This is a genomic window from Protofrankia sp. Cr1 (assembly GCF_963555865.1).
GTDB lineage: Bacteria > Actinomycetota > Actinomycetes > Frankiales > Frankiaceae > Protofrankia.
In genome coordinates this window covers 13,454-25,222 of record NZ_CAUVXO010000034.1, presented here as the reverse complement: position 1 = coordinate 25,222, position 11,769 = coordinate 13,454, and the positions used below count along the sequence as shown (strand labels likewise).

The window sequence follows — 11,769 nt, the reverse complement described above, 5'->3', positions numbered from 1 at the left end:
ATCGGCAGCCTGGACTCCCGGGTCTACGCCTTGAACGCGGCGACCGGCGCCGGGCCCTGAGAGTGGCCGGGAGCCCGGACAGGACCGGGACGGCGCGCGCCGCGGATCAGTCCCGATTTCCGGTCAGTTCGGCTTCCGGCCGGTCCGGCGCAGGCTGCGGATCAGGCTGGTGATCAGGACGCCAACCGGTGATGATGGCGCGGTTGTAGAAGTTCCGGTACTCGCGGACGGACGAACCGTCGGGCTTCACCCACAGCGTCTTGGCCGGCCGTCTCATCCATTTCAGAACTTCCAGGTCGACATGCACGTTCCAGGCTATGACACGCCAGATCGCCCGGGTGAGCAGCCAGTTCAACGGGCTGTGGAACGGCGTCGTTCCGACCTTGCGGACGGCGATCCGCCAGGAGAGGATGGAGACGTTCTCCCGGACCGGAGTGGCACCGAGCAGAACTGTCAGCAGCGGCGAGTCACGATTGATGGTGGCGTTTTTCTGCGCTCGGTAGACGGCGATGCAGGGCCCCGCCATCTCGATGAAGGCATGGGGCTTGAAGAACCGCTGGACGTTGACCCCGTCCGTCCCCGGCGCCGGTCGCAGCTGGAACTCGAAACGGTCTCCTTCGTTGGCGGTGACGATGTATTCGAGCTGCCCGGCCGCCTTGTGGTTGTGTGGAAAATGATACGAGTCTGCGACATGCTCGAACATCGGCAACGGGTCACTGCGGCCGATGTGGATCTCCCCTTTGACATTCGTGTACCGGGATGAGTCGAATGACGCGACGTCGAGGAACTCCCGGGCCGGCTCCGGGCCGTACCAGAACCAGATGTTCCCCACCCGCTCCAGGACCGGGATCGTGGGCTGACGCGCTCGCGGCGGATCCCGGTCCGCCGCGGAGTACTGGCCATCGATCATCACCACCGCGCCGTCCTGGTCGCGGAAAAGCGCGTACCGGCGGGACATGAACTCAACGGGTACCACCTGCCCCGGGGCGAGATCCTCACTGAAACGCGCGAAATACCAGCCGATCGGGTAGTCGGTCCGCTGTTCACCGGACGCCGGTCGGGATTGGATGAGCTGTCGGTCATGGGCTTTGAGTCGTTGCCACCGCAACGCTGTCACGGGTCCTCCTGAACCTATTGGGCGGCCGGCGACGCGGAGGAGCAATGATCGCGTCGCCTTTGGCCGGCTGGACGCTGGGATGCCGCCGGCCGAGTTCGAGTGGCGGCGGACCGGGAGAATTCTATTGCGAGCCGACGGAGGCCGGGCGGAATCTCCGGTGAACGATCTTCGGATCCATCCGCCGGAGCAACAGGGCCGTAAGGATCACCGCGAGGATGCCGAGAGTCAGGCACGCGAGGACGTCGGTGAGGTAGACGGTCGCCGTATGTGCCCACTGCGGGTCGGCAATGCTGTCCGGATTCAACTGCGGGTCTCCTCGTTTCTGCACCTTGTTGAGATCGGCGGCCGAGGCGACCGCCGCGAAACCCCACCGGGCGGGCGCGAGGGCACTGATCTCCTCCAGCCCTCGTTTGCCGTGCACCGCGACGAGCCCGCCGCTGAACATGACCTGTGACATGGTGATGAGCACAAGCAGTGGCATGGCCTTGTCCGAGTTGTCCACCAGTGCCGAGATCACCAGGCCGATCATTGCGGACGACAGTGAGATCACGGTGACCGCGACGATGAGTTCCAGCAGCGGGGAGCCGAGGACCACCGCGTGGCGTGGTTCATGACCGAGGATGCCGATCGTCGTGAACACGATGCTCTGCACCGCGGTGACCATCGTGAGAACGACGACCTTCGCCGCGAGATAGGCGGTTCTGGATAATCCGATGGCCCGCTCCCGCCGGTAGATCGCCCGTTCCTTGACAATCTCCCGGACCGAATTGGCCATCCCCATGAAGCAGGCGCACAGCACCATCACCAGAAGTATCAGCGGCGCGTCCTGATTCGGCCGGTTGGGAAGCACGTCCAGGTTGCGTCCCACCACCCGGGGCATGATGCCCAGCAGGAACGGAAAAGCGATGACGAGCCCGAGATACGAGCGGTCGGAGGCGATGACACTCAGCATGCGGCGGCTGAGAGTTATTGTCTGGAACAGCACCGACTGCTGGCGGACGCTTGGCAGCTCCGCCGGCACAGGTCGGGCGGGCGGCGCGGTGACCGATGCCGGTACGTAGAAGCGCGACTCCCGGAAACGGTCCGCCAGGACCTCCCCGGGCGTCTCCTCCAGCATTTCGAAGACGTCGGCCCAGACGCTCTTACCGAGAAACGACAGAGCATACCGCGGTGGGCCGAAATAGGCGATATACCCGCCCTTCGCGAGTACCAGAATATAATCGCAGACATCAAGCTGCGCGACGCTGTGGGTTACGACGACGACCGTCCGCCCGTCATCGGCCAGCCCCCGCAGGGAGCCCATCACGTTCTTGTCCAGACCTGGATCAAGACCGGACGTCGGTTCGTCCAGGAACAGCAGCGTGGGCCGGGTCAGGAGTTCAAGCGCCACGCTGGTGCGCTTTCGTTGGCCGCCGGAGAGCTTCTGGACCGGTAGGTCCGCCCGATGCGTCAGACCCAGTTCGGCCAGGACCTCGTCCGCCCGCGTCCGCCGCTCCGCCCTCGTGGTATCCGGCGGGAAGCGCAGTTCCGCCCCGTAGTCCAGCGCTTTGCGGACGGTCAGTGTCGTGTGCAGCAGGTCGTCCTGCGGGACATGACCGATCCGGCGACGCAGTTCATCGTACTCGTTGTACATGTCCCGGCCGGCATAGCGGACCGTTCCCTGATCCGCCGGTCGGAATCCGGTCAGTGCGTTCAACAACGTCGACTTACCGGCTCCGCTCGGACCGATGACGGCCAACAGCGCCTGACCCGGCAGCCGGAAACTCACCGAATGCAGGATCTGCGTATCACCGACGAACACGCTCAGCCCGTCGGCCTCGAAGGTGACATCACCGGCGTCCAGGTACTCGACCAGCTGGTCACCCTCGACCTGGAAGAGATGATGCCCCACGGCAATCACGTCACGTTGGGCGAGAACTGCCCTGGTGACGCGGGAACCGTTGACGAATGTCCCGTTCGCCGACCCCAGGTCGACGATCTCAACCCCGCTGTCGCCGATCAGGAGCTCGGCGTGCCACCGGGATGCGAGCAGGTCACCCACCGTGATGTCGTTACCCCCGGACCGCCCGATCGACAACGTTCCACGAAACAGCCGATGGACGTTGCGGCGTTCGTGCGCACCCTCCAGGCTGTCCACCTGAAGAAAATCGTCGGGGTGGCCGGGGCGGTCAGAGCGCGGAAGTTTCGGACCGGGCTCATAACCCGCGGCGTCCGGCCGCAGGGTCAGCAGCTGCGAGTGCGGATCCCGATCCGCACCGCCGACCTCGGGGGAGTCCGCGGGAACGGGTAGAACGGGAACGGGAACGGGAACGGGCAGAACAGTGAGCTCGGGGCCGGTCGGCGTGCCCAGGCGCAGCCGAATCTCACGTTTCCACAGCTACCCGCCGCACCCGCTGACCGCCCAGCCAGGTGCCGTTGGAGCTCACGTCACGAACCGTCCAACCCTGAGCGTCCGGTTCGATCACCAGATGTTCACGCGAAACCCGGGCATCCGTCAAGACAAGATCGGCGGTCCGGCCGCGTCCGACGACAAAGGGTCGACCGGTCGGCACGGTCGCCTCATGACTTCCGCTGACGAGTCTCAGCGTCACAGGCACGTCCTACCCCTTCGGAACCATGTGTTGAAAACGTGTCGGGAATCCGCCGACGGAGCGCCGCCCGTGCCCCCTGGGGGCACGGGCCGGTCGCGGTGTCAGCCATCGGCCGGCGGCGGGCTGTGTATCGCGATCACCTCTTCCAGGACGCGGATCAGATCCATCCAGCCGTGGAACTCCGCGATGCGCTCGTTGTCGAAACGGATGCGCCCGTCGATACGGTCGGTGGTGACCGGGGTCAGTTCCATGACGAGCCGCACGGTTACCGCGGCAGTCTCGCCACCTTCGGTGTCGTCCATCACGGAATGCCCATCACCCTCCGCCTTGCACCCGGAGCCGACATGGTTGACGGTAGCCGTATTACGCAATGGTGTCCCCGGGGATTTCCCCAGGTTTTCGTCACCCGGCGCGCAGACACGCGGCCAGCTGGGTGCGGGACCGCACACCGAGCTTCGCGTACACGTTTCCGAGGTGGTATTCGATGGTCTTGACACTGCGCACCAGCTCAGCGGCGATCTCGCGGTTGGACAGGCCTGTACAGACCAGCTGGGCCACCGTCCGCTCCTGCGGGGTGAGCGAACCGGCCGGATCGGTGCCCCGGGGCTGTGTCGGAGCCTGCCCACAGGCGGCGAGTTCGCGGTCGCAGCGGAGCAGGTAGGGCCGCGCGCCGAGTGCCTCGAACCGTGCCTGAGCCGCGCTGAGGGCGGCCGTGGCCTCGTCTGACCGACTGGACCGGCGTAGGAACGCGCCGTGCCCCAGCTCGAGGAGCGCCCGTTCGAACGGGATCGGCTGGTCCACCGCCAGTGCCAGACCCTCGCAGTAGGCGTCCTCGGCGGCTGCCGGCCGGCGTCGCGCGATCTCGATGGCCGCCCGTGCCCGGGCGCAGGCCACCAGCGCCGAACGGTGCTTTTCCTCGGTCGCGGCCTCCTCGAGGGGACGCAGGCTCTCGTCGGCATCGTCGGGGCGGCCCAGGGCAGCCAGCGCCTCGGCGTACATCGGTCGCCACGCCATCCAGGCCGGCTCGGGTGCGGCCATCTCCGTGATGGTGGTGAAGAAACTCAGCGCGGCCAGAACGCCCTCGGTGTCCCCGGCAGCATGCGCGAGTTTGGCGCGTGTGGCGGCGGCGAGCCCGTGGGTGGCGTCGTCCGGCGGCCATCTAGGGTTGTCCAGGACCTTGAGGTGTTCGCCAGCTGCCGCAAGGCCCCGGCCCGCCAGCGGCGCCGCGGCGACCGCATGGCACAGTGGAAGCATCCAGTGTTGTTCGGCGTCGCCGGCGATCGACGCGGCGAGCTCGGCGTGCAGGAGCGCGTCGTCCCATGCTCCGAGTCGGTACTCGGTGTCGGAGAGGAAGGCGAGCGCGCCGAGGGCGTAACCCACCGATCCGTGCTGGCGGTAGGCGGTGGCGGTGACGGTGAACGCCTCCCGCGCCGCTTCGAGTCGGTCGGAGGCCAGCAGGACATATCCCCTGCCGAACAATCCGTCCCGTTGCCTGGCGTAGGGCTCCGGCACGGACGCCGCGAGCTCCCGTGCCTGGTCGAACTGCCCGGCTCCGATCAGCGCGCTGATCTGTATGTCGAGCAGCTGCCACGGCCGGACCGCCGGTGTCCCTGGCATGCCCATTGCGCGAAAGCCCCAGGTCGCGGCCTCGCGGTTGAGGCCCTGGAACGACAGCGTCAGCGCGGTCTGCTCGGCTATCGTGCGCGCGAAGGCAGGGTCCGCCGCGGGGTCGACCGCGGTCCACGCCGCGCGCAGGTAGGCGGTGGACTCCTTGTAGGCGCCCTGGACGAGCGCAAGGCGTCCCGCCAGGTAGTTGCGCCGTGCCGCGTTCTCGATGAGCCCGGCGTGGTCGGTCTGGCGACCCGCGCGGGCCAGTTCGCCAGCATAGAGCAGGAAGTCGACGGCATCGACGAACAACCGTTCCCGGGTGGGCCGATCCGGGGTCAGTCGTGCCGCGTCCATCATCAGGTCGCCGGCGGCGGCCCACCGGGCCTCGACGGCCAGGCGTTCCGCCGCGACGGTGATCTCGGCCGCGAGGTCCGGATCGGGAACGATCGTCGCCGTTATCCGGTGGCGCAGCCGGGCCCTGTCGTCATGGGCCAGCTGCGCGGCTCGCAGGTGCAGGGCCGACCGGTGCGCCGGTCCAAGATCATGATAGATTGCCGACCGTACGAGCGGATGGGCGAAGGCGATCCGGTGTTCCAGCCTCGTGGTCTCCTCGATCAGTAATGACGATGCGACCGCCTGCTCGAGCGCGGGCAGCGGCGCCCTGATCTCCGCGATCATGGCCGCGTCCACCAGCTGGCAGGACCGACCGAGCACCGCTGCCGCCATGGTGAGTGCGCGACCATCGGGCGCGCACTGCGCCAGCCGGCCGAGCACGACCAGCGTGAACGAGCGTGGCGCCGGTAACGGTTCGGCGTCGTTGTCCAGCGCATCCGAGGAAAATTCCTCCAGCAGCGCGCGGGCGTGCAGCGGATTGCCGTCGGTCAACTGGAAGATACGTTCGGCCGCGTGGGTCGACATCGGGCTGCCGGACACCAGCCGAGACAGTTCGCGCAGGTCAGACGGGTCCAGTCCGCGCACGCGCAGTGGCGTTCCCCGTTCGGCGAGAAAACGCAGCAACCCGTCGGTGAGTGGCACCGCGGGTGTGGTCGGCATGACCAGCAGACATAGAATGGAGTCCGAGCGCAGCCGGCGTAAAGCGAACGCCAGAGCCCGCTGGGAAGCGGTGTCGGCCCATTGAATGTCGTCGATGACGATGACCAGGGTCGCGCACTCGGTGAGCATCTGGCCGGCCAGCGCCACCAGGGCGGCTCCCACCCGCAGCGGGTCCTGCGCGCTGCCGTCCGACGCGGTGAGATTCGGCGCTACGAGCGGTTCGTCGACACCGCTGAGGAGCTGGGCGATGGTTGCGAAGGCCAGCGTCGACTCGGCCTCGTCGCCGCTGGCGACCAGCGTTCGCGTGTCGTCGGCGAGCCCCTCGAGGAACCGGCGTACGAGCGTGGTCTTGCCGACACCCTGCTCGCCGGTTACCGCGACAACCGTGAGCGCACCGTTCCGCGCGTCCGCCAACCTGGCACCGAGGAAGCTCAGCTCCGATTGTCGCGCGACAAATCCGTCGGGATGGCCGAGATTGTCATTGACAGCGCTACCGGGCCCGCCCCCACTCATGTTTCACGCCCATCCGCCGGGTGACATTGGCAGTCCACTCCAGGGGATGATATTCACCGGCGCCACGCCGCCACCCGGGGAGTCATCTATCCGACGCGGTGCGGGTCCGGCGAGGCTGGCGGGGCTGGCGGGCGGTTCGCCCACCGGCCGCCTGTCATCATATATACCGTGTTCCCGGCCTGCGGGTGATTCCGGCGCAATTCGACGAACGCGCCCGGTAGACCCCGGGTGAATCGAAAGAATCGGCTGGGGAAACTCGGCGTGGGAAACGTCGTGTGCGATCGGGGTGGGGAGCGGTGCTCGCGCCCCACCCCGATCCCGGCCTGAGGGCCAAAGGGTGTGCGATCATGGTTCTTCTCGCGCACCCGGAGGCCGATGTCCCCAGGGTGCCAGCTGACGACCAGTGGCTGCCGGTAGATCAGCGGCTGGAGGTACAGCGGTTGACCAGCGCTTCGGTCGTTGTCGTCACCTCGGTCAGTAATTTCGGCTCGTAGGTACTGGTGTCGACCCGCAGCCGGAGGAAGCCGATCGCGGTTGTGATCTTTTCGATGTCCGGGGCGAACTCGCCCGCGGTCGGGATCTGGTCGTAGAGCTTCTCCTGCGGGTCGATCAGGTCGGTCGCGACGAGTTTGATGCCGTCGGGTTTGTCATTGCCCCGACGCGCGATGCGCAGGGTGTCGACCAGCCCGGACGCCGCATCCCGGCAGGCGCCGGCCTGGAACGTCTCGACTGCCGGGAGCGGCTTGGTGGCGGTGGTCCCGCCGCCGCCCCCGCAGCCGGCCGCGAGCCCGGCCACGGCCAACACTGCGGCGGCTGCCGCGGCCATCCTGATCGACGGTGGTGTGCGCAGCATCATTGCGGTCCTCCTCCCGTGTGGATCATTTCCGAGCGTCAGCCGTGGTTTCAGCGTCAGCCGTGGTTTCAGCGTCAGCCGTGTTTCAGCGTCAGCGTGAGTTCGGCAGGGCGAGGTACGGGAACGTGCCCAGGAAGGGGATGTTGTTGGCGTTCACGGCGTCCCCCAGCCCCTTGACGGCGTCCGGTGTGCCCGGCAGCAGGACACCTTCGACGGCCTGGAGCTCGACGTCGACGACGTCGTCGGTCAGGCGCCGCCCGTTCGGGAAGCCGGCGGCGTCACCGCCGACCACGCCCAGGCGGTTCGGGCTTGCCGTGGGTGGAACGGACATGTTGAGCCGGAGCTCCTCGGACGGGGCGATGTCCTTGGGGTCGGCATCCTTGTTCAGGGTCGGTGAGGTGAGGTCGACGCCGAGGTTCGCCTTGCTGATACCGGTGAGGAACACCGCGACGAGGTCGTTACGCGGAGTCTTCGGTGCCGGGATCTTGTAGAAGGTCTGGAAGAGACGGGCCAGCTCGGGGTCGGTGACGTAGTTGAGGAACTGGGCGTCCCGCGACGGTGTCGAGGCGTTGAACCGGTCCTTCTGGCCGACCGGGATGATGACCTCGTTCACCAGCGGTGAGCCCAGGCGCGAGACCTGCGACCACTGCCCGAAGCCCATCGCCCGGCCGGAGCTGTTGGTCGGGGACACCATGGTGGTGCTGCGCCGCTGGGTGGTGCTCCACACCCCGACCACCGGGTTGCGGCCGGCGTCGCCCTTGAGGGCCAGCAACGAGGCCGGTACCTTCAGCGCGATCGAGTTGACGTTGTAGCCGGCGAGGGTGTCCTTGCCGATCTCGGACAGGTTGCCGCCGTAGAGCAGGTCGAACACGTGCAGGTCCAGGAAGAACGGGTCGTCGGCCTGGCCGGCGAACGTCGTGAGCCCGCTGGGCAGGGGCTTGACCGCCTGGTTGCGCAGGGCGGCGTAGTTCGGCATGGAGGTCTTACCGACGTTGGACGGTGCCACCGGCACCTTGTCGGCCAGCACCGTGGAGCGGCCCTTGCTGACCACCTCCAGCCGGTAGGTCTGGGTGAAGTTCAGGTCAGGGTCGTCCAGTGACGTGACGACACCGGTGTTGTACAGGAAGGTGTTCGGGTTCTTGTAGGCGCTGGAGAACGTCCACCGGTAGGTGATGTCCGGCTTGGCGTCCCCGTCGTTGTCGATGTTGATGTCGTACTGGGCGTCATTGGCGAACGGGTAGAAGTTCGGTCCGCCGTTGGGGTCCTCGAACGGGATCCAGTTGGCGACCAACGTCACCGAGTTCTTGTCGTCCGGGCTGACGAACGCGTAGGTGTCGGTGTTGTCGATGGCCGGGTCGGCGGCGACCAGCGGTGCCTCGCGGTGGCTGGAGGCCATCGACGCCGCCGGGCTCAGCGCCACGAGCGCGCTACCGACGCCGAGTGTCACCGCGGCGATGCCGGCGATGCCGGCGATCCCGCGCCGTGCCGGCCGGGTCCGTGATCCGGCCCGGGGGCGACGTGCCTCCCCGGTGGAATCCGGTTCAATCATGATTTTCCCCTCGGGATGATGAAGGGACCGGCCCAACTGCCGGTCGCGACATCCCTTGTTCGTGCGCCGCGGCCGTTCGGATGGGTATCAATGACCGGCCGGGTGTCAGAAACCCGACATGGTTCCTCCCATCCGGAGGCCGGCCTGCTGCGAACAGCACTGTGCAGGCCCGCCACCGGGAGGGAACCCAGATGAGGAAACGACAAGCCGCCACGATGATCGGGGCGGTGGTGACGGCCGCGGTCGCTCTGCTGGCGGGAGCGACGCTGATCCCCACCGGCGTGCTCGGGGGCACTGATCCGCGGGTGCCGGCACCCCGGGCGCCGGCACCGGGGGCCACCGGGCCCGCACCGCAGGACGTGTCGACCCGGGCCGTCAGCGATCTCCAACGGCACCTGGGTCTCGTTCCCGGCGACTGGACGGCCTGGGCGGCGCTTGGCACCACCTACGTCGAGCGGGCCAGGGTCACCGGCGACCCGACCTACTACCCGCGGGCCGAGACCGCGCTGGCCCGCTCCCTGGCGATCCGACCGGATGACAATGACGCCGCGCTGGCCGGGCAGGCGGCGCTGGCGGCGGCCCGCCACGACTTCGGTGAGGCGCTGCGGCTCGCCGACGCGGCGATAGCGATCAATCCGTACAGCGCGACCGCCGGCGGAATACGCGCGGACGCGCTGATCGAGCTCGGCCGCTACCCGCAGGCCTGGGAGGCTGTCCAGCACACGGTCGACCTGCGGCCGGATGTCGCCTCACTGGCCCGGGTCTCCTACGCGTTCGAGCTGCAGGGCGACGTCGCCGATGCCCGCAACGCCATGGAGCGCGTGCTCGCCGACGCGACATCCCCGTCGGATGCCGCGTTCGCCCTCTTCCACCTCGGCGAGCTCGCGTGGAACAGCGGTGATCGTGACGGTGCCGACGATGCCTACCGCCGGGGCCTGGAAAGAGATCCGTCCTCGGCAACGTTGCTCGGCGGGCGGGCCCGGGTGGCCGCGGCCCGCGGCCAGATCGAGACCGCACTGGCCGACTACCAGAGCGTGGTGACCCGCATGCCGACGCCGGCGCTGGTCATCGAGTATGGGGAACTGCTGGAGTCGGTGGGCCGGGGAGACGAGGCGCGGACCCAGTATTCACTGGCGCGAACCACCGCTGAGCTGTTCCGCACGCAGCGGGTGGACGTCGGCGTGGACCTGGCCCTGTTCGAGGCCGACCACGGGGACCCGGCCGCCGCGTTCGCGACCACTGATCTGCAGATCAGGACCCGCGTCGGGATATTCGTCCAGGACGCCGACGCCTGGGCACTGCACCAGCTCGGCCGGGACTCCGAGGCCCTTGTTCACGCACGCGCCGCGGTTGCGCTCGGTACCCAACGTGCACTTCTGCGCTACCACCTCGGCGTGATCGAGGCCTCGCTCGGGCAGCGGGACGCGGCAGCGGCAGACCTGCGGACCGCGCTCGCCACGAACCCGTACTTCTCCCCGCTGCACGCCCCACGCGCCGCGACGCTGCTGGCCACCCTTGCCGGCGGCCGGTGATGGCGACGACGCGGCCGGGCCGGCGCGGCCCATGGCGCTGGTCGGCCGTCGCGGTGATCGCACTGATGATCGTCGGCCTGTCGGCGGGAGCGGCATCGGCTCATCCGCTGGGTAACTACACCGTGAACACCTCCAGCGTGCTGCGGGTGCAGCCGGACCGGGTGCTCGTCGACGTCATCGTGGACATGGCCGAGATCCCGACCACCCAGACCCGTCCGGCGATCGACGCTGTCGGCGCCACGAACTGGCGGGAGCAGGAATGCGGGCGTATCGCGGGCCAGGCCGACCTGACCGTGGACGGCCGGGTCCGTCCACTCACGCCGACCGCGGGCACCCTGAGCTTCCCACCGGGGGCGGGCGGCCTGTCGCTGCTGCGGCTGGTCTGCCGGTACGCGGTCGAGACCGGCGCCACCCCCGCATCGGTCGGGTACACGCTGCGGGCCTACACCGACCGGGTGGGTTGGCGGGAGACCGTGGCGTTGGGTGATCGGACCACCCTTGTCGCCAGTGACGTTCCCACCCGGTCGCCGAGTGGGCTGCTCGCCTCGTATCCGTCGGACCCGCTGTCCAGCCCGTCCGACGTCAGCAGCGCGACACTGCGGGCAAAGCCAGGCGGACCGCCTGTCCTCGACCCCCTCGACGGCAACCAGAGTTCCGCTGTGCGCCCAGCCGGGTCGAGCGGGCTCACCGGGCGTTTCACCGCGTTGGTCGGGCGCCGCACGCTCTCGTTCGGCATGGGCCTGCTGGCCGTCGTGCTGGCGGTCGGGCTCGGTGCGGTCCACGCGTTCGCTCCCGGGCACGGCAAGACGGTGATGGCGGCCCGGATCGCCGGCAACCGGGCGTCCCGCCGGGACCTCGCCCTGATGGCGCTGGCGGTGACCGTGACCCACACGCTCGGCGTGCTGCTGCTGGGGGTGGCGCTGTCGGTGTCGACGAACCTTGCCCCGGAACGG

General features: G+C 68.4%; 6 protein-coding genes and 2 pseudogenes. 2 read left to right on the top strand and 6 right to left on the bottom strand.

What is annotated here, in order from left to right; genetic code table 11:
- Window positions 1-106: 106 nt before the first annotated feature.
- The 6 genes and pseudogenes from U9980_RS05570 to U9980_RS05545 all read right to left on the bottom strand — a co-directional run bounded on the left by U9980_RS05570 (window position 107) and on the right by U9980_RS05545 (window position 9,284).
- Window positions 107-1,117, bottom strand: coding sequence for a Rieske (2Fe-2S) protein (locus U9980_RS05570; protein ID WP_322766969.1), 1,011 nt, complete (start codon window positions 1,115-1,117; stop codon window positions 107-109).
- A gap of 121 nt (window positions 1,118-1,238) precedes the next feature.
- Window positions 1,239-3,714 (bottom strand): annotated as a pseudogene (locus U9980_RS05565) (ATP-binding cassette domain-containing protein).
- A gap of 95 nt (window positions 3,715-3,809) precedes the next feature.
- Window positions 3,810-4,010: a hypothetical protein gene (locus U9980_RS05560; protein ID WP_322766968.1), complete on the bottom strand. Its 201-nt coding sequence runs from the start codon at window positions 4,008-4,010 to the stop codon at window positions 3,810-3,812.
- 100 nt (window positions 4,011-4,110) lie between these two features.
- Window positions 4,111-6,882 (bottom strand): helix-turn-helix transcriptional regulator, encoded by a 2,772-nt coding sequence (locus U9980_RS05555; RefSeq protein ID WP_322766967.1) that lies wholly within the window; start codon window positions 6,880-6,882, stop codon window positions 4,111-4,113.
- A 418-nt stretch (window positions 6,883-7,300) separates the two neighbouring features.
- Window positions 7,301-7,738 carry a hypothetical protein gene (locus U9980_RS05550; RefSeq protein WP_322766966.1) on the bottom strand — a complete coding sequence of 146 codons (438 nt, stop codon included), beginning with the start codon at window positions 7,736-7,738 and terminating at the stop codon, window positions 7,301-7,303.
- A gap of 88 nt (window positions 7,739-7,826) precedes the next feature.
- Complete coding sequence (locus tag U9980_RS05545; RefSeq protein WP_322766965.1) at window positions 7,827-9,284, bottom strand: DUF4331 domain-containing protein; 1,458 nt, start codon at window positions 9,282-9,284, stop codon at window positions 7,827-7,829.
- Between the two features lie 191 nt (window positions 9,285-9,475).
- Here U9980_RS05545 and U9980_RS05540 point away from each other — a divergent pair, with 191 nt between their 5' ends.
- A complete protein-coding gene (locus tag U9980_RS05540) occupies window positions 9,476-10,816 on the top strand; it encodes a tetratricopeptide repeat protein (RefSeq protein WP_322766964.1) in 1,341 nt (446 codons plus the stop codon).
- 65 nt (window positions 10,817-10,881) lie between these two features.
- Window positions 10,882-11,769 (top strand): annotated as a pseudogene (locus tag U9980_RS05535) (high frequency lysogenization protein HflD); the annotation flags it as partial.